Origin of the sequence: Pseudomonas sp. PA-6-3C, from assembly GCF_021605825.1 — a bacterium.
In the GTDB taxonomy this organism is placed as follows: Bacteria; Pseudomonadota; Gammaproteobacteria; order Pseudomonadales; family Pseudomonadaceae; genus Aquipseudomonas; species Aquipseudomonas edaphica.
In genome coordinates this window covers 12,023-34,506 of record NZ_WKDV01000010.1, presented here as the reverse complement: position 1 = coordinate 34,506, position 22,484 = coordinate 12,023, and the positions used below count along the sequence as shown (strand labels likewise).

The 22,484-nt window shown below is 60.0% G+C and carries 18 protein-coding genes; 13 read left to right on the top strand and 5 right to left on the bottom strand.

The window, feature by feature from the left end:
- Nucleotides 1-91 precede the first annotated feature (91 nt).
- Nucleotides 92-955: a translation elongation factor Ts gene (gene tsf / locus GIW48_RS09115; RefSeq protein WP_177032712.1), complete on the bottom strand. Its 864-nt coding sequence runs from the start codon at nt 953-955 to the stop codon at nt 92-94.
- A 191-nt stretch (nt 956-1,146) separates the two neighbouring features.
- A complete protein-coding gene (rpsB, locus tag GIW48_RS09110; RefSeq protein ID WP_003189158.1) occupies nt 1,147-1,884 on the bottom strand; it encodes a 30S ribosomal protein S2 in 738 nt (245 codons plus the stop codon).
- Nucleotides 1,885-2,271: 387 nt separating this feature from the next.
- Between rpsB and map the strand changes: the two genes are divergently transcribed.
- The 4 genes from map (at nt 2,272) to GIW48_RS09090 (ending at nt 8,043) form a co-directional block, all read left to right on the top strand.
- Nucleotides 2,272-3,054 carry a type I methionyl aminopeptidase gene (gene map / locus GIW48_RS09105; protein ID WP_017137140.1) on the top strand — a complete coding sequence of 261 codons (783 nt, stop codon included), beginning with the start codon at nt 2,272-2,274 and terminating at the stop codon, nt 3,052-3,054.
- A 66-nt stretch (nt 3,055-3,120) separates the two neighbouring features.
- On the top strand, nt 3,121-5,823 hold the full coding sequence (locus tag GIW48_RS09100) for a [protein-PII] uridylyltransferase (RefSeq protein WP_017137139.1): 2,703 nt from the start codon (nt 3,121-3,123) through the stop codon (nt 5,821-5,823).
- 146 nt (nt 5,824-5,969) lie between these two features.
- Nucleotides 5,970-7,166, top strand: coding sequence for a succinyldiaminopimelate transaminase (gene dapC / locus GIW48_RS09095; RefSeq protein ID WP_169985376.1), 1,197 nt, complete (start codon nt 5,970-5,972; stop codon nt 7,164-7,166).
- A gap of 166 nt (nt 7,167-7,332) precedes the next feature.
- Nucleotides 7,333-8,043: a M12 family metallopeptidase gene (locus GIW48_RS09090; protein WP_236460207.1), complete on the top strand. Its 711-nt coding sequence runs from the start codon at nt 7,333-7,335 to the stop codon at nt 8,041-8,043.
- A gap of 19 nt (nt 8,044-8,062) precedes the next feature.
- On the opposite strand, the gene GIW48_RS09085 is transcribed toward GIW48_RS09090, so the two are convergent.
- Nucleotides 8,063-9,706, bottom strand: coding sequence for a Na+/H+ antiporter (locus GIW48_RS09085; protein ID WP_170036453.1), 1,644 nt, complete (start codon nt 9,704-9,706; stop codon nt 8,063-8,065).
- 278 nt (nt 9,707-9,984) lie between these two features.
- Between GIW48_RS09085 and GIW48_RS09080 the strand changes: the two genes are divergently transcribed.
- The 4 genes from GIW48_RS09080 (at nt 9,985) to GIW48_RS09065 (ending at nt 13,038) form a co-directional block, all read left to right on the top strand.
- Entirely contained in the window at nt 9,985-10,293 is a 309-nt protein-coding gene (locus GIW48_RS09080; protein WP_231982825.1) for an arsenate reductase, read from the top strand.
- A 31-nt stretch (nt 10,294-10,324) separates the two neighbouring features.
- Complete coding sequence (dapD, locus tag GIW48_RS09075) at nt 10,325-11,359, top strand: 2,3,4,5-tetrahydropyridine-2,6-dicarboxylate N-succinyltransferase (protein ID WP_017137134.1); 1,035 nt, start codon at nt 10,325-10,327, stop codon at nt 11,357-11,359.
- A gap of 63 nt (nt 11,360-11,422) precedes the next feature.
- Nucleotides 11,423-12,628 (top strand): aminotransferase class V-fold PLP-dependent enzyme, encoded by a 1,206-nt coding sequence (locus tag GIW48_RS09070; RefSeq protein WP_169985372.1) that lies wholly within the window; start codon nt 11,423-11,425, stop codon nt 12,626-12,628.
- Nucleotides 12,625-13,038 (top strand): SufE family protein, encoded by a 414-nt coding sequence (locus GIW48_RS09065; RefSeq protein WP_170036451.1) that lies wholly within the window; start codon nt 12,625-12,627, stop codon nt 13,036-13,038. The genes GIW48_RS09070 and GIW48_RS09065 overlap by 4 nt, the downstream gene beginning before the upstream one ends.
- A 99-nt stretch (nt 13,039-13,137) precedes the next feature.
- On the opposite strand, the gene tcdA is transcribed toward GIW48_RS09065, so the two are convergent.
- The gene (tcdA, locus tag GIW48_RS09060; protein ID WP_017137131.1) at nt 13,138-13,953 is read right to left on the bottom strand and encodes a tRNA cyclic N6-threonylcarbamoyladenosine(37) synthase TcdA; all 816 of its coding nucleotides are present in this window, start codon (nt 13,951-13,953) and stop codon (nt 13,138-13,140) included.
- Between the two features lie 217 nt (nt 13,954-14,170).
- Between tcdA and GIW48_RS09055 the strand changes: the two genes are divergently transcribed.
- From GIW48_RS09055 to GIW48_RS09040, 4 genes are all read left to right on the top strand, one after another.
- Nucleotides 14,171-16,762 (top strand): glycosyltransferase, encoded by a 2,592-nt coding sequence (locus GIW48_RS09055; protein ID WP_099548548.1) that lies wholly within the window; start codon nt 14,171-14,173, stop codon nt 16,760-16,762.
- Between the two features lie 255 nt (nt 16,763-17,017).
- Nucleotides 17,018-18,169 carry a succinyl-diaminopimelate desuccinylase gene (gene dapE, locus GIW48_RS09050; RefSeq protein ID WP_017137129.1) on the top strand — a complete coding sequence of 384 codons (1,152 nt, stop codon included), beginning with the start codon at nt 17,018-17,020 and terminating at the stop codon, nt 18,167-18,169.
- Nucleotides 18,169-18,978 carry a putative RNA methyltransferase gene (locus GIW48_RS09045; RefSeq protein ID WP_017137128.1) on the top strand — a complete coding sequence of 270 codons (810 nt, stop codon included), beginning with the start codon at nt 18,169-18,171 and terminating at the stop codon, nt 18,976-18,978. The genes dapE and GIW48_RS09045 overlap by 1 nt, the downstream gene beginning before the upstream one ends.
- A 54-nt stretch (nt 18,979-19,032) precedes the next feature.
- On the top strand, nt 19,033-19,410 hold the full coding sequence (locus GIW48_RS09040) for a hypothetical protein (RefSeq protein WP_236460206.1): 378 nt from the start codon (nt 19,033-19,035) through the stop codon (nt 19,408-19,410).
- A 137-nt stretch (nt 19,411-19,547) separates the two neighbouring features.
- Here GIW48_RS09040 and GIW48_RS09035 read toward each other — a convergent pair whose 3' ends face one another.
- On the bottom strand, nt 19,548-19,757 hold the full coding sequence (locus tag GIW48_RS09035; RefSeq protein WP_003219353.1) for a cold-shock protein: 210 nt from the start codon (nt 19,755-19,757) through the stop codon (nt 19,548-19,550).
- A 182-nt stretch (nt 19,758-19,939) separates the two neighbouring features.
- Here GIW48_RS09035 and plsB point away from each other — a divergent pair, with 182 nt between their 5' ends.
- Nucleotides 19,940-22,444, top strand: a complete 2,505-nt coding sequence (gene plsB / locus GIW48_RS09030) for a glycerol-3-phosphate 1-O-acyltransferase PlsB (protein ID WP_186616809.1) — start codon at nt 19,940-19,942, stop codon at nt 22,442-22,444.
- The last annotated feature ends 40 nt before the right edge of the window (nt 22,445-22,484 follow it).

Below are 22,484 nucleotides of genomic sequence, written 5' to 3'. Positions count from 1 at the left end.
AAAGGAAGCCAAATAAAAATTGGCCTTCCCATTTGAAAAGAGGCTGCGCGCGTGAGCGGGCAGCCTCTTTCGGCGACAGTTGAAAACTGTCTTATTGCTTGGCGGCAGCCAGCTGGGCAGCAACTTCTTCAGCGAAGTTGTCGACCGGCTTCTCGATGCCCTCGCCTACTTTGTAGTAGGTGAAGGAAACGATTTCAGCACCGGCTTTCTTGGCCAGTTCGCCAACCTTGATTTCAGGGTTCTTGACGAACGCCTGCTCAACCAGGCTCGCTTCAGCCAGGAACTTGCTGATACGGCCTTTGATCATGTTTTCAACGATGTTTTCCGGCTTGCCGGCGATCTTGTCAGCGTTGAGGCTCAGGAACACGGCTTTTTCGCGTTCGATTGCGTCAGCGGACACTTCCGATGGCAGCAGGAATTCCGGGTTGCTGGCCGCTACGTGCATAGCGATGTCTTTTGCCAGCTCAACGTCGCCGCCTTTCAGGGCAACCACGACGCCGATTTTGTTACCGTGCAGGTAACCACCAACCACATCGCCTTCAACGCGAGTCAGGCGACGGATGTTGACGTTTTCGCCAACCTTGCCGACCAGTACCAGGCGATCAGCTTCTTGAGCTTCGATCAACGGCTCAACGGTAGTGAGCTTGTCGTCGAATGCTTTCTTGACGCTGGCAGCAACGAATGCCTTGAAGTCGTCCTGCAGAGCCAGGAAGTCGGTCTGGGAGTTCACTTCCAGCAGAACGGCAGCCTTGCCGTCTTCAACCAGAGCGATAGCGCCTTCAGCAGCAACGTTGCCTGCTTTCTTGGCAGCCTTGATGGCGCCGGAAGCACGCATGTCATCAATGGCTTTTTCGATGTCGCCGCCAGCCTTGGTCAAGGCCTTTTTGCAATCCATCATGCCTTCGCCGGTACGCTCACGCAGTTCTTTAACCAACGCTGCAGTAATCTCTGCCATTTCAAAATCCTCTTGGATAGGTTTTCAACCATTCCACCCGATCAAACGGGCGATCAATTCTTCCCGAATCACCCTTGTAGGCCGCTGCACGTTACAGAAGTTGTAGCTGCGCTGCCGACAAATGGTTTTCGAGGTGGCAAAAAGGGGGCCAAGCCCCCTTTTTGCTTACTGAGTCAACGCCAGGGCGCTAATTACTCAGCGGCAGCTACCGGAGCTTCTTCAACGAACTGCTCGGTACCACCAGCAACGTGGTTGCGACCACGGATTACAGCGTCAGCCATCGAACCCATGTACAGCTGGATAGCGCGGATTGCGTCATCGTTGCCTGGGATGATGTAGTCAACGCCTTCCGGGCTGCTGTTGGTATCGACTACGCCGATAACCGGGATGCCCAGCTTGTTGGCTTCGGTGATCGCGATGCGCTCGTGATCAACGTCGATAACGAACAGTGCGTCAGGCAGACCGCCCATGTCCTTGATACCACCCAGGGAACGATCGAGCTTTTCCAGGTCACGGGAGCGCATCAGCGCTTCTTTCTTGGTCAGCTTGGCGAAAGTACCGTCTTCGGCTTGCACTTCAAGGTCACGCAGACGCTTGATGGAAGCACGGATGGTTTTGAAGTTGGTCAGCATGCCGCCCAACCAGCGGTGATCGACGTACGGCGAACCGCAACGTGCTGCTTCTTCAGCAACGATCTTGCCAGCGGAACGCTTGGTGCCGACGAACAGGATCTTGTTTTTGCCCTGGGCCAGACGCTCTACGAAAGTCAGAGCTTCGTTGAACATTGGCAGGGTTTTTTCAAGGTTGATAATGTGGATCTTGTTACGCGCGCCGAAAATGTATTTACCCATTTTCGGGTTCCAGTAACGGGTCTGGTGACCGAAGTGCACACCGGCCTTCAGCATATCGCGCATGTTGACTTGGGACATGATAGTTCCTTAATAAGTCGGGTTTGGCCTCCACGTATCCCAATGACCAACCAGCGGCATCAAGGCCTCCGGCACCCAGGTCATCGTGTCGACACGTGTGTGGATTTAAGCTTTGCGGGGTATCCCCGGAAAGCGGCGCATTTTATACCACACGAAGGACGAAAACGAAACCCGCAATCACATTTGCCAGCAACCGTGTTCGTGTAACCCCTTGAATAGAGCCGACATACCCCTACTCTATAGAGAGATGCGATTATCAGAGGCTCATGATTTGACGCCATCGTCTGTTAGAATCGCGTTTTTTGAGGCTTGTGCGAACTTCGTAACCATTTGTCGCACGCCCGTAAACCGTATTGATTTCAGCGCGTCGCGCTAGAGAGAGCCTGTATGACCGTTAGTTTGAAAACCGCCGAAGACATCGCCGGCATGCGCATTGCCGGCAAACTGGCTGCCGACGTGCTGGAAATGATTGCCGAGCATGTCAAGCCAGGCGTCACCACCGACACTCTGAACCAGATCTGCCACGACTATATAGTCAACGTGCAAAAGGCCATCCCTGCCCCACTGAACTACAAGGGCTTCCCCAAATCGATCTGCACCTCGGTCAACCACGTGGTCTGCCACGGGATTCCAGGCGACAAGCCGTTGAAGGACGGCGACACCCTGAACATCGACGTCACCGTGATCAAGGACCGCTATTTCGGCGATACCAGCCGTATGTTCCACGTCGGCAACGTGCCGGTCTGGGCTGAGCGCCTGTCCCAGGTCACCCAGGAATGCATGTACAAGGCCATCGAGATCGTAAAACCTGGCTGCCGCCTGGGCGATATCGGTGAAGTGATCCAGAAGCACGCAGAAAAGAACGGCTTTTCGGTGGTGCGCGAATTCTGCGGCCACGGTATCGGCACCGTATTCCACGAAGAACCACAGATCCTGCACTACGGCCGCGCCGGCACCGGCATGGAGCTCAAGGCAGGCATGACCTTCACCATCGAGCCAATGATCAACCAGGGCAAAGCCGACACCAAGGTGCTGGGCGACGGTTGGACCGCCATCACCAAGGACCGCAAGCTCTCGGCCCAGTGGGAACATACCCTGCTGGTCACCGAAACCGGCTACGAGATCTTCACCCTGCGCGCAGACGACACGATCCCTCGCGTCTCGGCGTGATGGTTGCCTCGGTTTTCCAGCTACACCGTTGTGACTGACTCAATAGACAGATAGGAAAGCCGATCGATGCCCCAGGTGGACCCCGAACTCTTCGACCGTGGCCAGTTCCAGGCCGAACTGGCCCTGAAGGCAAGCCCCATCGCCGCCTTCAAGAAGGCTATCCGCCAGGCCCGCGAGGTGCTCGATGAGCGCTTTCGCAGCGGCCGGGACATTCGTCGGCTGATCGAGGACCGCGCCTGGTTCGTCGACAATATCCTGCAAAAGGCCTGGGAGCAGTTCAGTTGGAGCGAAGACGCCGACATCGCCCTGGTAGCGGTCGGCGGCTACGGTCGAGGTGAGTTGCACCCCTACTCCGACATCGACCTGCTGATCCTGCTGGACAGTGCCGATCATGAGATCTTTCGCGATTCCATCGAGCGTTTTCTGACGCTGTTGTGGGACATCGGCCTGGAGGTCGGCCAGAGCGTGCGCTCGGTGGACGAATGCGCCGAAGAGGCACGCGCCGACCTCACCGTCATCACTAACCTGATGGAAAGCCGCACCATTGCCGGGCCGGAACGCCTGCGCCAGCGCATGCTGGAGGTCACCAGCACCGCGCATATGTGGCCAAGCAAGGAGTTCTTCCTGGCCAAGCGTGCCGAGCAAAAAGCCCGGCACCACAAGTACAACGACACCGAATACAACCTGGAACCCAACGTCAAAGGCTCTCCGGGCGGGCTGCGCGACATCCAGACCATCTTATGGGTGGCCCGCCGCCAGTACGGCACCCTCAACCTGCGCGCCTTGGCCGGTGAAGGCTTTCTGGTCGAGAGCGAAAATGCGCTGCTGGCCTCGTCCCAGGAGTTCCTGTGGAAGGTGCGTTACGCCCTGCACATGCTCGCCGGGCGCTCCGAAGACCGCCTGCTGTTCGACCACCAGCGCTCCATCGCCACCCTGCTGGGGTTTGAAGGCGAGGACGCGAAAACCAGCATCGAAAGCTTCATGCAGCAGTATTACCGCGTGGTCATGAGCATTGCCCAGCTCAGCGACCTGATCATCCAGCACTTCGAAGAGGTGATCCTGGCGCCGGAAGACGAAGCCCCGCCGCAGCCGATCAACTCGCGCTTCCAACTGCACGACGGCTATATCGAGGCGCGCAACGACAATGTGTTCCGTCGCACGCCGTTCGCCATGCTGGAAATCTTTGTGCTGATGGCCCAGCAGCCGGAAATCAAAGGCGTGCGCGCCGATACCATCCGCCTGCTGCGGGAAAACCGTCACCTGATCGACGATGATTTTCGCAACGACATCCGTAACACCAGCCTGTTTATCGAACTGTTCAAGTGCAAGATCGGCATTCACCGCAACCTGCGGCGCATGAACCGTTACGGCATCCTCGGCCGCTACCTGCCGGAGTTCGGCTTTATCGTCGGGCAGATGCAGCACGATCTGTTCCACATCTATACCGTCGACGCCCACACCCTCAATTTGATCAAACACCTGCGCAAGTTGCAGTACACCCAGGTGTCAGAAAAATTCCCGCTGGCCAGTAAACTCATGGCCAAGCTACCCAAACCCGAACTGATCTATCTGGCCGGCCTGTACCACGACATCGGCAAAGGCCGGCATGGCGACCACTCTGAAGTCGGCGCGGTCGATGCCGAAGCCTTCTGCCAGCGCCACCAATTGCCGCAGTGGGACAGCCGCCTGATCGTGTGGCTGGTGCAGAACCACCTGGTGATGTCGACGACCGCGCAGCGCAAGGACCTCTCCGACCCGCAGGTGATCCACGACTTTGCCGGGATCGTCGGTGATGAAACCCGCCTCGACTATCTTTACGTGCTGACCGTCTCCGACATCAACGCCACCAACCCGACACTGTGGAATTCCTGGCGCGCCAGCCTGTTGCGCCAGCTCTACACCGAGACCAAGCGCGCGCTGCGCCGTGGCCTGGAAAACCCGGTGGACCGCGAGGAGCAGATCCGCCGCACCCAAAGCGCGGCCCTGGATATCCTCGTGCGCGGCGGCAACGACCCGGATGACGTCGAGCAGCTATGGTCGCAACTGGGCGATGATTACTTCCTGCGCCACACCGCCGGCGACGTGGCCTGGCACAGTGACGCGATCCTGCAACAGCCGGCCGACGGCGGCCCACTGGTGCTGATCAAGGAAACCACCCAGCGCGAATTCGAGGGCGGCACGCAGATCTTCATCTACGCGCCGGACCAGCACGACTTCTTCGCCGTGACCGTGGCCGCCATGGACCAGCTCAACCTGAACATCCATGATGCGCGGGTTATCACCTCCAGCAGCCAGTTCACCCTCGACACCTACATTGTGCTCGACACCGACGGTGACTCGATCGGCGACAACCCGGTGCGCGTGAAAAAGATCCGCGAAGGCCTTACCGAGGCCCTGCGCAACCCTGATGACTACCCGACCATCATCCAGCGCCGGGTGCCGCGCCAGCTCAAGCACTTTGCGTTTGCGCCCCAGGTGACCATTTCCAACGACGCCCAGCGCCCAGTGACCGTGCTGGAACTCAGCGCACCGGACCGCCCAGGCTTGCTGGCGCGCATCGGCGGGATCTTCCTGGAGTTCGACCTGTCGCTGCAAAACGCCAAGATTGCGACCCTGGGGGAACGCGTGGAAGACGTGTTCTTCATTACCGACGCCGACAACCAGCCGCTGTCCGACCCGCAGCTGTGCCTGCGCTTGCAGGAAGCTATCGTGCAGCAATTGAGCGTGAGCCAGGAACCGGGTGTCGAGCTGACCAGACTGACCATTTGATTTTTAACTTCCCAGTGGGCACGGTCCCTGTGGGAGCTGGCTTGCCTGCGATGCGGGCGCCGCGGTGCATCTGGTACACCGCAGCGATGTGATCGCAGGCAAGCCAGCTCCCACAAAAGGCCGCACTCATCTTGATCGAGGCTTACATGAACAACGCCCTGAACCAGCTCCAGCCCTACCCGTTCGAAAAACTGCGCGCCCTGCTCGGCAGCGTTACACCGAACCCGGATAAGCGCCCGATCGCGCTGTCCATCGGCGAGCCGAAGCACAAATCCCCGGCCTTCGTAGCCAAGGCCCTGGCGGATAACCTCGACCAGATGGCGGTGTACCCGACCACCCTGGGCATCCCGGCCCTGCGCGAGGCCATCGGCGCCTGGTGCGAACGGCGCTTCAACGTGCCCAAAGGTTGGCTCGACCCGGCGCGCAACATTTTGCCGGTCAACGGCACCCGCGAGGCGCTGTTTGCCTTCACCCAAACCGTGGTCAACCGCGCTGACGATGCACTGGTGGTCAGCCCCAACCCGTTCTATCAGATCTATGAAGGCGCTGCGTTCCTGGCCGGGGCCAAGCCGCATTACCTGCCATGCCTGGACAGCAATGGTTTCAACCCGGACTTCGACGCCGTTTCGCCAGACATCTGGAAACGCTGCCAGATCCTGTTCCTGTGCTCACCCGGCAACCCGACCGGCGCGCTGATCCCGGTCGAGACCCTGAAAAAGCTCATCGCCCTGGCCGACGAATATGACTTCGTGATCGCCGCCGACGAGTGCTACAGCGAGCTGTACTTCGACGAACAGACCCCGCCGCCAGGCCTGCTCAGCGCCTGTGTCGAACTGGGCCGCCAGGACTTCAAGCGTTGCGTGGTGTTCCACAGCCTGTCCAAGCGCTCCAACCTGCCAGGCCTGCGCTCGGGCTTCGTGGCCGGCGATGCCGATATCCTCAAGGCCTTCCTGCTGTACCGCACCTATCACGGCTGCGCGATGCCGGTGCAAACCCAGCTGGCCAGCATTGCTGCCTGGCAGGATGAGCCCCACGTATTGGCCAACCGTGACATGTATCGGGAGAAATTCGACGCCGTGCTGGCGATTCTCAAGCCGGTGCTGGATGTACAAGCCCCAGACGGCGGCTTCTATCTGTGGCCGAACGTGAAGGGCGACGATGCCGCGTTCTGCCGTGACTTGTTCGTGGAAGAACACGTGACCGTAGTGCCGGGTTCGTACCTGTCGCGCGAAGTCGACGGCTTCAACCCTGGCGCCGGTCGCGTACGCCTGGCGCTGGTTGCGCCGTTGTCGGAGTGTGTGGAAGCGGCGGAACGGATTCGGGACTTCATAAACCGTCGCTGAACACCCCCACAATACCCGCACTGTAATAAAGTGCGGGCAGCGCCACACGATCGACACTGCGCTGCATAAGTAGCCATTTGCTTAAAAACGATAATCGGTGGAATCCTATCAACGACAAGTGCCACTCAATGTTCATTAACGTCTTGAACAATGTAGACATGGCACGATGACAAACCTGAGCACAGCAACTCTCAGTTTCACCTCCACACGCACTCACGACATTGATATATATCAAGCGCCCCCGGATAAATCCCACTCAAGAAAAACCCGCGCTGTTTCAGCACCCGACAAATACTGGCCGCAAAATTCCACGCTGAAGATTGCTGTCTATGATGCCGACGAAGAAGCACTGGAGCACATAAAAAAGGCGGCGAATCTTTGGCTGTCGCATATCAACCTGACCTTTGAATTTGTTTCAGGGGAAGAGGGAGATATACGCATCGCGCTGGACTATGGGGAGACTCAATCAGGCAGCTCTGCACTTGGAACCGACGCGCAAAAGGTACCCCTCTACCTACCGACCATGGTGTTGCCAAACCCTTACGACAACCCAAGATTCGAAGCCATTGCAGCCCATGAGTTCGGGCATGCCCTAGGGTTGCATCACGAACATAAACACCCCAATAGAACGATTGATTTTAATACGCCAACCATCTACAGGCACTTTAAAGGCCATGGATCGAATGAAGCCATCCATAAAGACATTCTCCAGCGCCTCACTGGAAAAAACGTCGCTGCCTCCAAATACGATAGAAACTCAATCATGCATTACGGCTTCACCAGAGACGAACTATGGAAGCAGCCAGCAATCCCTTGGCCCACCCGATTGACAGAACTGGATAAGTCTTTCATAGCCGAGCAGTACCCCAAACCATAAGGCACCGCGGTGTGGACAACTACTTCATCACACCCAGATTCGCCTCACTCATATCCAGATCCGCCAGGACCTCGCGCAACACGTCATCACCAATCTGGTGATGACGGCTCAGGCTGTACAACTCCAAGCGCTGCGCGCGCAAGGCCTTGAGGCGCAATTTGCGTTCAAGCAGGTCCATCTGATGCGCCAGTGCCTGGGCTTCGGCTGAATCGTTGAATACTTCCAGCTGATGACGGTATTCCGACATCAGCCGCGCCTTTAACTCGGTCGCGAGTGCTGCCTGGGCGGCGTCTGGGGTTTCGGTTTCGGCAGGCTCGTCCGCTTCCAGCGCGTGGATGGCGGCTACGGCGGTTTTTTTCCACGCCTCACGCACTTCGTTATGGCGCTTTTCATCGGGGCTCTGCTCGATGCCACGCAATAGCAGCGGCAACGCAATGCAGGCGGCCACCAGCGACAGCAGGATCACGCCGGCGGCGATAAAGATCAGCAGGTCGCGCTCGGGAAAATCCTGGCCAGGCGCCAGCAATAAAGGCACCGACATCACACCCGCCAAAGTGACCGCACCGCGCACGCCACCCACGGTCAATAGCCAGCAGGACCGGGCCGTAGGCACGAGTGTCAGCTCGCTTTTCCCACGCAGCCGCCGTAACAGGCCCGACAAACGCCAGATGCTTTGCACCCAGATAAAGCGCAGCACCACCAGCACCAGGAAGATCGCAACCACATCCAGGCAGCGATACAACAGCGTTGGCCACAGTGTCGGTTCGTGACTGACCACGGCCTTGATGATGTCCGGCAGTTGCAGGCCCAGTAGCAGGAAGATCAGGCCATTAAACGCAAACTCCAGCAGCGACCACACACTGCGGTTGAGCAAGCGCGTGCTGGTCTGGCGTGGCAGCAAGTCGAGCCAGCTTTGCATCATGCCCGCCGCCACCGCCGACAGGATGCCGGATGCACCCAGGCGCTCGGCCAGCACGTAGGCTGCGAACGGCAGCAGCAACATAAACACCACGTGGGTGGCCGGGTCGTCCCAGCCACGGGCAATCATCCAGGCGCGTAAACGGCCGACCAACCAGCTCAGCGCCACGCCTACCGCAAGGCCGCCCACCGCTACCAGCACAAAAGTCAGGCTGGCATCGGCCAGGGAAAACACGCCGGTCAACGCCGCCGCCAGGGCGAACTTGAAGGTCACCAGGCCCGAGGCATCATTCATCAATGCCTCGCCTTGAAGCATATGCATCAAAGGTTTTGGCAGGCGATTTTGGGAAATGGCCGACACCGCCACGGCGTCAGTCGGGGACAATACGGCCGCCAAGGCGAAGGCCACCGGCAACGGGATCGTGGGCAATATCCAATGGATGAAGTAACCGGCGCCCACCACGGTAAATAGCACCAGCCCCACCGCCAGCGTAAGGATCGGGCCTCTGAGCCGCCACAATTCGCGCTTGGGCATGCGCCAGCCATCGGAGAACAGCAACGGCGGCAGGAACAAAAACAGGAACAGCTCCGGGTCCAGCGCCACGTGCAACCCCAGCGTAGGCCAGGCCAGCAAGGCGCCGGCGGCGATCTGCACCAAGGGCAACGGCAGGGGAACAATGCGCCCGACAAGGCGCGAAACGCTGACCAGCATCAGCAGGATAAGAACGGTATAGGCGGTTTGCATAACGCGGGTTTCCCGGACAATCGACTTGCTATGACACCGATCTGGCAACAACTGGCCGTTGAAGTGCCATATTAACCGGCTATGTTACCCGCTTGGCTGCGCAACGGCTTTTGCACATAAGTCGCACTGAATCATCGGCAAGTATGACGAGCGGCACCCAAACCCGCTGGTCGTGGCATAATCCGTGACCTTTAACTTTCATACGTCCAAAGGGGGGCAATTCCTTGACCGCTTCAAGCACAACCTTGCACCTTTTCGGCATCAAAGCCTGCGACACCATGAAAAAGGCGCGCACCTGGCTCGATGAGCACGCTGTGAGCTATGAGTTCCACGACTACAAAACAGCCGGTATCGACCGCGAACACTTGACCCAATGGTGCAACGAGCACGGTTGGCAGGTGGTTTTGAACCGTGCGGGCACCACCTTTCGCAAACTCGAAGACGAACGCAAAGCCGATCTCGATCAGTCGAAAGCCATTGAATTGATGCTCGCACAACCCTCGATGATCAAGCGCCCGGTGCTCGATCTCGGTGACAGAACCCTGATTGGCTTCAAGCCAGATAGTTATTCGGCGGCCCTCAAGTAGGCCAGCCTTCCATTTTTGTAGAGGTAACAGCATGTCCAATTCCCTGTTCAGCCTGGGCTTCGGCGTCGGCACTCAGAACCGCCAAGGTGCTTGGCTGGAAGTGTTTTACGCACAACCGCTGCTCAACCCGTCGGCCGAGATCGTTGCCGCCATCGCGCCGATCCTCGGTTATACCGAGGGCAACCAGGCCATTACTTTCACCGTGAGCCAGGCGCTGCAACTGGCTGACGCGCTCAAAGGTGTCGACACGGCCCAGGCCGCGCTGCTCAGCCGCCTGGCTGAAAGCCACACCCCGTTGGTCGCCACCCTGTTGGCCGAAGACGCCGCACTGACCTCCACGCCTGAGGCCTACCTCAAGCTGCACCTGCTGTCCCACCGCCTGGTCAAGCCCCACGGCCTGAGCCTGGCCGGTGTGTTCCCGCAGTTGCCGAACGTGGCGTGGACCAGCCAGGGCGCAATCGACATCAACGAGCTGGCCGAGCGCCAACTGGAAGCACGCCTGCGTGGCGAGCTGCTGGAAGTGTTCTCGGTGGACAAGTTCCCGAAAATGACTGACTACGTAGTGCCGGCTGGCGTGCGTATCGCTGATGCCGCGCGCATCCGCCTGGGCGCCTACGTGGGCGAAGGCACCACCGTGATGCACGAAGGTTTCGTCAACTTCAACGGTGGCACCGAAGGCCCGGGCATGATCGAAGGCCGTGTATCGGCAGGTGTATTCGTCGGCAAGGGTTCGGACCTGGGCGGCGGTTGCTCCACCATGGGCACCCTGTCGGGCGGCGGCAACATCGTGATCAAGGTGGGCGAAGGCTGCCTGATCGGCGCCAACGCCGGTATCGGTATCCCGTTGGGCGACCGCAATACCGTGGAGTCGGGCCTGTACGTGACTGCCGGTACCAAGGTTGCTCTGCTAGACGAGCACAACCAACTGGTCAAAGTGGTCAAGGCGCGCGAACTGGCCGGCCAGCCGGACCTGCTGTTCCGCCGCAATTCCCAGACCGGTGCCGTGGAGTGCAAAACCCACAAATCGGCGATCGAACTGAACGAAGCGCTGCACGCTCACAACTAAGCAGCCACTCGATGCCACTAGCGGGCCCCACACCTGGGGCTCGCTTATACGAGTCTTAAGACCATGCTTGTGCCCTCCCCCTGGCGCGCCGATTTTCCGGCCATCGCCACCCTGCAACGGCAAGACCAGACCTACCTGGACAACGCCGCCACCACGCAAAAACCCCAAGCCCTGTTGGATGCCATCAGCCATTACTACGCCAATGGCGCAGCCAATGTGCACCGTGCCCAGCATTTGCCGGGTGCCCACGCGACCCAGGCGTTTGAAGACAGTCGCAGCAAGGTCGCGCAGTGGTTGAATGCAGGTGACAGCGGGCAGATCGTGTTTACCCACGGCGCGACGTCTGCGCTGAACCTCCTGGCCTATGGCCTTGAGCACTTATTCAATGCGGGTGATGAAATTGTCATCAGCGCCCTGGAACACCACGCCAACCTGCTGCCCTGGCAGCAACTGGCCAAACGTCGCGCGCTGACGCTGGTGGTCTTGCCCCTTGGCGATGATGGCGTGATTGACCTGCAAGCCGCCGCCGAATTGATCAGCCCGCGCACGCGCTTGCTGGCAGTGAGCCAGCTGTCCAACGTACTCGGCGCCTGGCAACCTTTGGAGGTCTTGCTGCCAATGGCCAAGGCCCACGGTGCCTTGACCGTGGTCGATGGCGCCCAAGGCATTGTCCATGGTCGCCACGACGTACAGGCGCTGGGTTGCGACTTCTACGTGTTTTCCAGTCATAAGCTCTACGGCCCGGACGGCGTCGGCGTGCTGTATGGCCGCAACGAAGCGCTGCATCACCTGCGCCACTGGCAGTTTGGCGGCGAGATGGTGCAGCAGGCCGAGTATCAAAGTGCGAGCTTTCGCCCTGCCCCGCTGGGTTTCGAAGCGGGCACGCCGCCGATTGCAAGTGTGATCGGCCTGGGTGCCACGCTGGACTACCTGAACTCTCTGGACCAGCCGGCCGTGGTCGCCCATGAAGCAGCCCTGCATGACTACCTGCTGCGCGGCCTGAAAGCACGCAATGGCGTGCGCGTACTGGGCTCGCCCCAGGTGGCACTCGCCAGTTTCGTGGTGGAGGGCGTGCATAACGCCGACCTGGCTCATCTGTTGACCGAACAAGGCATTGCCGTGCGAGCTGGCCATCATTGCGCCATGCCATTGCTCAAGGCCATGCACTTGTCCGGAGCGATCCGTGTGTCCCTGGCGCTGTATAACGACTCCGATGACCTGGAGCGCTTCTTTGAAGCGCTGGATCAGGCGCTGGATATGTTGCGATGAGCTTGCCTGCGGATGCCATCAGCGCGCTTGAGTCGTTTCAGGCAGTAGGCAGTTGGGAACAACGCGCCCGCATGCTGATGCAGTGGGGCGAGCGGCTGCCGGCGTTGACGGCTGACGAAAAGGTTGAGGCCAACCTCGTGCAGGGCTGTGAAAGCCTGGTGTGGTTGGTCGGCCGTTTACAGGACGGCCATTGGCAGTTTGCCGCGAGCAGCGATGCGCGAATGATCCGGGGGTTGGTGGCGTTGCTGCTGGCACGGGTCAATGGGTTGTCGGCAAGTGAGTTGCAGGCGGTTGACTTGCCGGACTGGTTTACACAGTTGGGCCTGTCGCGCCAGCTGTCGCCGTCGCGCAGCAATGGGCTTAATGCTGTACTGCAGCGCATGCAAGAGCTGACCTGTACGCAAAACTAATGTGGGAGCTGGCTTGTGTGGGAGCTGGCTTGCCTGCGATGCAGGCACCTCGGTCTATCAGTCAAAGCCAGCTCCCACATTTTGTTTTGTGCAGGACAGCTAGATCTGGGTAGGTTTAACCCGCTCCGACGGCCTGCGCACCCCGGCCACAATCTTGTCCACCGCCTTGGTCGCCGCCACCATGCCAAACGTGGCCGTGACCATCATCACCGCGCCAAACCCGCCCGCACAGTCCAGCTTCACGCCGTCACCGACAAAACTTTTCTGCAAACAAATGCTGCCGTCCGGCTTGGGATAGCGCAGCTGCTCGGTAGAGAACACACACGGCACGCTGTAATGGCGGGTCACGGTGCGCGAAAAGCCGTAGTCGCGGCGTAGCGTGGAGCGCACTTTCGAGGCCAGCGGGTCGTTGAAGGTGCGGTTCAAGTCGCAGACCTGGATCAGCGTCGGGTCGATTTGCCCGCCGGCGCCGCCGGTGGTGATGATCTGGATCTTGCGGCGCTTGCACCAGGCGATCAGCGCGGCCTTGGCGTTCACGGCGTCGATGCAGTCGATCACGCAATCGATATTCGGCGTGATGTACTCAGCCATGGTGTCACGGGTCACGAAGTCCGCCACCGCGTGCACCGTGCAATCCGGGTTGATGCCGCGCAGGCGTTCGGCCATTACCTCGACCTTGGGCTTGCCCACGGTGCTGTCCAGGGCGTGCAACTGGCGGTTGCTGTTGCTGACGCAGACATCGTCCAGGTCAAACAGCGAAATCTCGCCCACGCCGCAACGGGCCATGGCTTCCGCCGCCCAAGAGCCCACGCCGCCGACGCCGACGATCGCCACATGGGCCGCTTTCAAGCGTTCCAGGCCTTCAATGCCATACAAGCGGGCGACGCCTGCAAACCGCGGATCTTCTGTGCTCATGACCATTACCCCAAAAACCGGCGCGCATTATGGACTACACAGCGACAAGTTCGAAGCTTCCAGCTACAAGTAAAGAACTTAGAGGGTCTTTCGCTGACTAACGTCCGGCTTTTCTCTGTCTGCTGTACGCTCAGTTAAAGGCCGGTGTAGGATGCGCGCCGTTCGGCGTAGGCCGACACCTCTTTTCGTTCCACACCCTTTGGAACCCGAAATAGCCATGTCATCGCGTAAATTTGGACTCAACCTGGTGGTAGTGCTGGCAATTGCCGCGCTGTTTACCGGCTTCTGGGCGCTGATAAACCGCCCGGTCACCACCCCTAACTGGCCTGAACAGATCTCCGGGTTCTCCTACTCGCCGTTCCAACAAGGCCAGTTCCCGCAGAAAGACCAGTACCCCACCGACGACCAGATGCGCCAGGACCTGGCGATCATGAGCAAGCTGACGGACAACATCCGTACTTACTCAGTCGACGGCACCTTGGGCGATATCCCCAAACTGGCCGAAGAGTTCGGCCTGCGCGTGACCCTGGGGATCTGGATCAGCCCGGACCTGGAACGCAACGAGCGTGAAATCCAGCGCGCCATCGAGATCGCCAACAACTCCCGCAGTGTCGTGCGCGTGGTCGTCGGTAACGAGGCGCTATTTCGCGAAGAAATCACCCCAGAGGCGCTGATCGTGCTGCTGGACCGGGTGCGCGCCGCCGTGAAAGTGCCGGTGACCACCTCCGAGCAATGGCACATCTGGGAAAAGAACCCGCAACTGGCCAAGCACGTCGACCTGATCGCCGCGCACATCCTGCCGTTCTGGGAGTTCATCCCGATGGACAAGGCCGGCCAGTACGTACTGGACCGTGCACGGGATCTGAAAAAGCTGTTCCCGAAAAAACCGCTGCTGCTCTCGGAAGTGGGCTGGCCGAGCAACGGCCGTATGCGCGGTGGCAATGAAAGCTCGCCGGCAGACCAGGCGATTTACCTGCGTACGCTGGTGAACAAACTGAACCGCCAGGGTTACAACTACTTCGTAATCGAGGCCTTCGACCAGCCGTGGAAAGTCAGCGACGAAGGCTCGGCGGGCGCTTATTGGGGCGTGTACAACGCCGCACGCCAGCAGAAATTCAACTTTGAAGGCCCGGTCGTCGCGATCCCGCAATGGCGCGTGCTGGCCATCGGCTCGGTGGTGCTGGCGCTGCTGTCGCTGACCCTGCTGATGATCGACGGCTCGGCCCTGCGCCAGCGTGGCCGCACCTTCCTGACCTTTATCGCGTTCCTCTGTGGTTCGGTATTGGTCTGGATCGGTTACGACTACAGCCAGCAATACAGCACCTGGTTCAGCGTCACCGTCGGCATTTTGCTGGCCCTCGGCGCGTTGGGCGTGTTTATCGTGTTGCTCACCGAAGCCCACGAACTGGCTGAAGCGGTGTGGACCCACAAGCGCCGGCGTGAATTCCTGCCGGTGGAAGGCGATTCGGACTACCGCCCGAAAGTCTCGATCCATGTGCCGTGCTACAACGAGCCGCCAGAGATGGTCAAACAGACCCTCGACGCCCTGGCCGCCCTCGATTACCCGGACTTCGAAGTCCTGATCATCGACAACAACACCAAGGACCCAGCCGTCTGGGAGCCCGTACGTGACTACTGCGAAACCCTCGGCCCGCGCTTCAAGTTCTTCCACGTCTCGCCCCTGGCCGGTTTCAAGGGCGGCGCGCTGAACTACCTGATCCCGCATACCGCCAAGGATGCCGAAGTGATCGCAGTGATCGACTCGGACTACTGCGTGTCGCCCAACTGGCTCAAGCACATGGTGCCGCACTTCGCCGACCCGAAAATCGCCGTGGTGCAGTCGCCGCAGGACTACCGCGACCAGAACGAGAGCACTTTCAAGAAGCTCTGCTACGCCGAATACAAAGGCTTCTTCCATATCGGCATGGTCACCCGCAACGACCGTGACGCGATCATCCAGCACGGCACCATGACCATGACCCGTCGCTCGGTGCTCGAGGAACTGGGCTGGGCCGACTGGTGCATCTGTGAAGACGCCGAACTCGGCCTGCGCGTGTTCGAGAAAGGCCTGTCGGCCGCGTATTACCACGACAGCTACGGCAAGGGCTTGATGCCGGATACCTTTATCGACTTCAAGAAGCAGCGTTTCCGCTGGGCCTACGGCGCGATCCAGATCATCAAGCGCCACACCGCCAGCCTGTTGCGCGGCAAGGGCACCGAGCTGACCCGCGGCCAGCGCTACCACTTCCTCGCGGGCTGGTTGCCGTGGGTGGCGGATGGCATGAACATCTTCTTCACAGTCGGCGCCCTGTTGTGGTCGGCGGCGATGATTATCGTGCCGACCCGTGTTGACCCGCCGCTGCTGATTTTCGCGATCCCGCCGTTGGCGTTGTTTGTGTTCAAGGTCGGCAAGATCATCTTCCTCTACCGCCGTGCGGTGGGTGTGAACTTGAAGGACGCATTCTGCGCGGCGCTGGCCGGGCTGGCGTTGTCACACACCATCGCCAAGGCGGTGCTGTATGGCTTCTTCACCACCAGTATTCCGTTCTTTCGCACACCGAAAAACGCCGATAACCACGGCTTCTGGGTCGCGATTTCCGAAGCCCGCGAAGAGATGTTCATCATGTTGCTGTTGTGGGGCGCCGCACTCGGGATTTACCTGGTGCAGGGCCTGCCGAGTAATGACATACGCTTCTGGGTGGTGATGCTGCTGGTGCAATCGCTGCCGTATGTGGCGGCGCTGATCATGGCGTTCCTGTCGTCGCTGCCAAAACCTGCACCTAAGGTTGAGCCGGCAACCGCTGAGTAAAAACTTGCGCAATGCACTAAACGGCGGCCTCTGGCCGCCGTTTTGCTATAAGATAACGGCCGTTTTACGAGACTTGGCCAGGCCCTGCTTTCTGTGGGAGCTGGCTTGCCTGCGATAGCAGCGCCGCGGTGTAGCTGCCAGACCGAGGCGTCTGTATCGCAGGCAAGCCAGCTCCCACATTAGATTTGCGCCGATTCAGGTTCTGTATTCCACATTCGTCCTGCGCGCCCATTACACGCTTCCCGGAGTTTTCCCATGACGGCCCATGCCGACCTTTCGCCGACCCTTCAACTTGCCATCGACTTGATCCGTCGCCCATCAGTGACGCCGATTGATGCCGACTGCCAGAAGCTGATGATGCAGCGCCTGGGCGACGCAGGTTTTGCACTTGAGCCGATGCGTATCGAAGATGTGGACAACTTCTGGGCCACCCATGGCAAGCACGAAGGCCCGGTGCTGTGCTTTGCCGGCCACACCGATGTGGTGCCGACCGGCCCGGTGCAGGCCTGGCAGAACGACCCGTTCGATGCGTTGATCGACGAGCACGGCATGCTCTGCGGGCGTGGCGCAGCGGACATGAAAGGCAGCCTGGCGGCAATGCTGGTGGCTTCGGAGCGTTTTGTCACCGACTACCCGGACCACAAGGGCTCGGTGGCTTTTCTGATCACCAGTGATGAAGAAGGCCCGGCGCACCACGGCACCAAAGCGGTGATTGAGCGTCTGGCGGCACGCAAGGAGCGTCTGGACTGGTGCATCGTCGGCGAACCGTCGAGCACCACGCTGGTGGGCGATGTTGTGAAGAACGGCCGTCGCGGCTCCCTCGGCGCCACCTTGACCGTGCGCGGCGTGCAGGGCCACGTGGCATACCCGCACCTGGCGAAAAACCCGATCCACCTGGCAGCACCGGCGCTGGCGGAACTGGCTGCCGAGCATTGGGACGATGGCAACACCTTCTTCCCACCGACCAGCTTTCAAATCTCCAACCTCAATTCCGGCACCGGCGCCACCAACGTGATTCCGGGTGACCTGACAGCAGTGTTCAACTTCCGTTTCTCCACCGAATCCACCGTCGAAGGCCTGCAACAGCGGGTTGCGGCGATTCTGGATAAACACGGCCTGGACTGGCACGTTGATTGGGCCTTGTCTGGCCTGCCATTCCTCACCGAGCCGGGCGCGTTGCTGGATGCTGTCTCGGCCAGCATCAAGGCGATTACCGGCCGCGAGACCAAGGCGTCCACCAGCGGCGGCACGTCCGACGGGCGCTTCATTGCCACCCTCGGCACTCAGGTGGTGGAGCTGGGCCCGGTCAACGCGACGATTCATCAGGTCAACGAACGCATTCTGGCCAGCGACCTCGATGTGCTGACCGAAATCTACTACCAAACCCTGATCAAGTTGCTCGCCTGATGCTCGCGTGCCCCCTTTGCAGCGCACCGCTCAACGCGGTGGATAATGGCGTGGCGTGCCCCGCTGGGCACCGTTTCGACCGTGCGCGCCAGGGTTACCTGAACCTGTTGCCGGTGCAGCACAAGAACAGCCGCGACCCAGGCGACAACCTCGCCATGGTCGAGGCACGCCGCGACTTTCTCAATGCCGGGCACTATGCGCCAGTGGCCAGGCGCCTGGCCGAACTGGCCGCCGAGCGCGCGCCGCAGCGCTGGGTGGACATCGGGTGTGGCGAGGGTTACTACACCGCGCAAATCGCCGACGCCCTGCCCCACGCTGACGGTTATGCGCTGGATATCTCCAAGGAAGCGGTGAAACGCGCGTGCAAACGCAACCCGGCGCTGACCTGGTTGATCGCCAGCATGGCCCGCGTGCCGTTGGCGTCGGGCAGTTGCCAGTTTCTCGCCAGCGTGTTCAGCCCTTTGGACTGGGAAGAGGCCAAGCGCCTGCTCAGCCCCGGCGGCGGTTTGATGAAGGTTGGCCCGACTGCCGGCCACCTGATGGAATTGCGCGAACGCCTGTACGACGAAGTGCGTGAATACACCGACGACAAGCATTTGGCTTTGGTGCCGCAAGGCATGCGCCTGGCGCACAGTGAAACGCTGGAATTCACCCTGAGCCTGATCGAACCCCAGGACCGCGCCAACCTGCTGGCGATGACGCCCCATGGGTGGCGCGCGAGTGCCGAGCGCCGTACTGAAGTGATCGAGGCCGCCGAGCCGCTGCTGGTCACCGTGTCGATGCGCTACGATTATTTCGTGCTTCAATAACCGACTTTTAAGTATCCGCGAATGGATTTTCGAATCCCGCAACGAGGAACATCCATGCGCCAACCTGATATCGAGATTTACCTGAAAGACGCCGACGTCGACTACAAGGCCATCGCCGCCTGGCTGGGTGCCGCCCTGGGCCCATGCACCGACTGGGTTCAGAAAGGCCAGACCTACAAGTGCAAGGCCGGCACTGTACCGGTCACTTGGTTGCCAAAAGCCGTGGGCAAGTGGAACAGCCTGTACCTGGAAAGCGACCAGACGCCGTGGGACGACGACATCGCCTGCGCCCGCGCCGCCTTTGCCGCGCTGAACGTCGAAGTGCGCTGCGCGCCGGGTACCTGGGTTGAGGAGGAAGGCGAGGAAAGCGCTGATAGCTGGATTCGCATCAGTGCTGACGGCGAAGAGCAGATCACCTGGAAAACTGCCTGATCCAAACCTGAAAACCCAATCAATGTGGGAGCTGGCTTGCCTGCGATAGCATCACCGCGGTCCGACTGTTAGACCGAGGTGTCTGCATCGCAGGCAAGCCAGCTCCCACAGTTGATTGGGTTGGCAGGACAAGGGTGTTACAGACCCACCACATCCTCAGCCTGCAAGCCCTTCTCGCCGGTCACCACGGCGTATTCCACCTGCTGGCCCTCGGCCAATGAGCGGTGGCCCTCACCGCGAATGGCGCGGTAGTGCACAAACACATCCTTGCCGTCTTCACGCTGGATAAAGCCATAGCCCTTTGCATCGTTGAACCACTTCACATTGCCGGTTTCACGCGTTGCCATCTGTCTTACTCCCACATGCATTTTTATTGTTGAGTCGCTCGCATTGAACTGCCGAGTATAAGACAGGCTCAAAAACGATCAACTCAAGTTTACATCGCTGCTTTTTTGCCGATTTTCGGCGAATACGGCACACTACCCGCCCGAGCACCTGCTCGGTTTTTTCCACTTGAAGCAGCACGCCTATGACCCGCTCCCCGTTCCGCCGTCTGGTGTTTGGCACCTTGCGCCGACTGTTGTACCTCTGGGTTCGCTCGGAGACGATCAATCAGTCGTCCCTAACCCTTAACCTGGACCGCAGCCGGCCGGTGTTTTACGTCCTGCAATCGCCCTCTCTCACCGAATTGGCGGTGGTCGACAAGGAATGCACCAAGGCCGGCCTGCCGCGCCCGGTGCTGCCGGTGTCAGTGGGTTCGTTGATCGAACCCGCCGCGTTCTTCTACCTCACGCCCGAACCCGACTGGCTCGGCCGCCAGGACAAGCGCGGCGCGCCGCCAACCCTGACCCGCCTGGTCAACACCCTGACCGAGCACGCCGAAGAGAATGCACAAATCATTCCGGTCAGCGTGTTCTGGGGGCAGTCGCCCGAAAGCGAGTCCAGCCCGTGGAAACTGCTGTTCGCCGACAGCTGGGCCGTCACCGGCCGCCTGCGCCGCTTGTTGAGCATCCTGATCCTGGGCCGCAAGACCCGTGTGCAATTCTCCGCGCCTATCAACCTGCGTGAATTGATCGAGCACAATAAAGGCCACGAACGTACCGTGCGCATGGCCCAGCGCATCCTGCGTGTGCACTTTCGTAACCTGAAGACTGCGGTCATCGGCCCCGACCTGTCTCACCGCCGTAACCTGGTCAAAGGCCTGGTCAACATGCCGCTGGTGCGCCAGGCCATCGCCGATGAAGCCGAGCGCGAGAAAATCACCCCGGAAAAAGCCAAGGCCCAGGCCCTGCGCTACGGCAACGAGATCGCTTCGGACTACACCTACACCGCGATTCGCTTTCTGGAAGTGGTATTGAGCTGGTTCTGGAACAAGATCTACGACGGCATCAAGGTCAACAATATCGAAGGTGTGCAAAAGGTTGCCCAGGGTTACGAGGTGATCTACGTGCCTTGCCACCGCAGCCACATCGACTACCTGCTGCTTTCGTACCTGCTGTTCAAAAACGGCCTGACCCCGCCGCACATTGCCGCCGGCATCAACCTGAACATGCCGGTGATCGGCAGCCTGTTGCGCCGTGGCGGTGCATTTTTCATGCGCCGCACCTTCAAGGGCAACCCGCTGTACACCTCGGTGTTCAACGAGTACCTGCACACCCTGTTCACCAAGGGCTTCCCGGTGGAGTACTTCGTCGAAGGCGGACGCTCGCGCACCGGGCGCATGCTGCAACCGAAAACCGGCATGCTGGCGATCACCCTGCGCAGCTTTTTGCGTTCCTCACGCATGCCGATCGTGTTCGTGCCGGTGTATATCGGCTATGAACGCGTACTCGAAGGCCGTACCTACCTGGGCGAGTTGCGCGGGGCGAGCAAGAAGAAAGAATCGATCTTCGATATTTTCAAAGTGGTCGGCGCGCTCAAGCAGCGCTTTGGTCAGGTCGCGGTCAACTTCGGCGAGCCGATCAAGCTGGCCGAGTTCCTCGACGCCGAGCAGCCGGACTGGCGTGCCCAAGAGCTGGGCCCGAACTACAAACCGGCGTGGCTCAATGAAACCACCAACCGCCTCGGCGAACAGGTGGCACGCCACCTCAACGAAGCCGCAGCGGTCAACCCGGTAAACCTGGTGGCCCTGGCGCTGCTTTCGACCACACGCCTGGCCCTGGATGAACAGGCCATGGCCCGCCAGTTGGACCTGTACCTGGCACTGCTACGCCGTGTGCCCTACTCGCCGCACACCACCTTGCCGGAAGGCGATGGGCTGGCGCTGATCAAGCACGTCAAGGACATGAACCTGCTCTCGGAGCAGAGTGACGCCCTGGGCAAAATTGTGTATCTGGATGAGCAGAACGCCGTCCTGATGACCTATTACCGCAACAACGTGCTGCATATTTTTGCCCTGCCGGCGCTGCTGGCGAGCTTCTTCCAGAGCAGCTCGCGCATGAGCCGCGAGCAGATCCTGCGCTTCACTCGCGCGCTCTACCCTTACCTGCAATCGGAGTTGTTTATCCGCTGGTCGCTGGAAGAGTTGGACGCCGTCGTCGACCAATGGCTGGAAGCCTTTGTCGAGCAAGGCCTGCTTCGGTTTGAAAACAACGTGTACCTGCGCCCGGCCCCGAGTTCGCGGCACTTTGTGCTGCTGACGCTGTTGTCCAAGAGCATCGCCCAGACCCTGCAACGCTTCTACATGGCGATCTCGCTGCTGCTTAACAGCGGCCAGAACAGCATCAGCGCCGAAGAGCTGGAAGACCTGTGCACGATCATGGCCCAGCGCCTGTCGATCCTGCATGGCCTGAACGCGCCGGAGTTCTTCGACAAGAGTCTTTTCCGACATTTTATCCAGACATTGCTGGAGCAAGATGTGCTGCGCCGCGACGAGGCCGGGAAATTGAGTTACCACGACCTGCTGGGTGAGCTGGCGGAAGGCGCGGCCAAACGCGTGCTGCCTGCCGAGATTCGTCTGTCGATTCGCCAGGTGGCCTTGCATCGCGTCGACGGCGCAGTTGAAGCGCCTGTGGAACCGGCAGAAAGCCGCTAGATTGACTGAGGCGCCGGGCTGTTTCCGGCGCCGTTGAAAA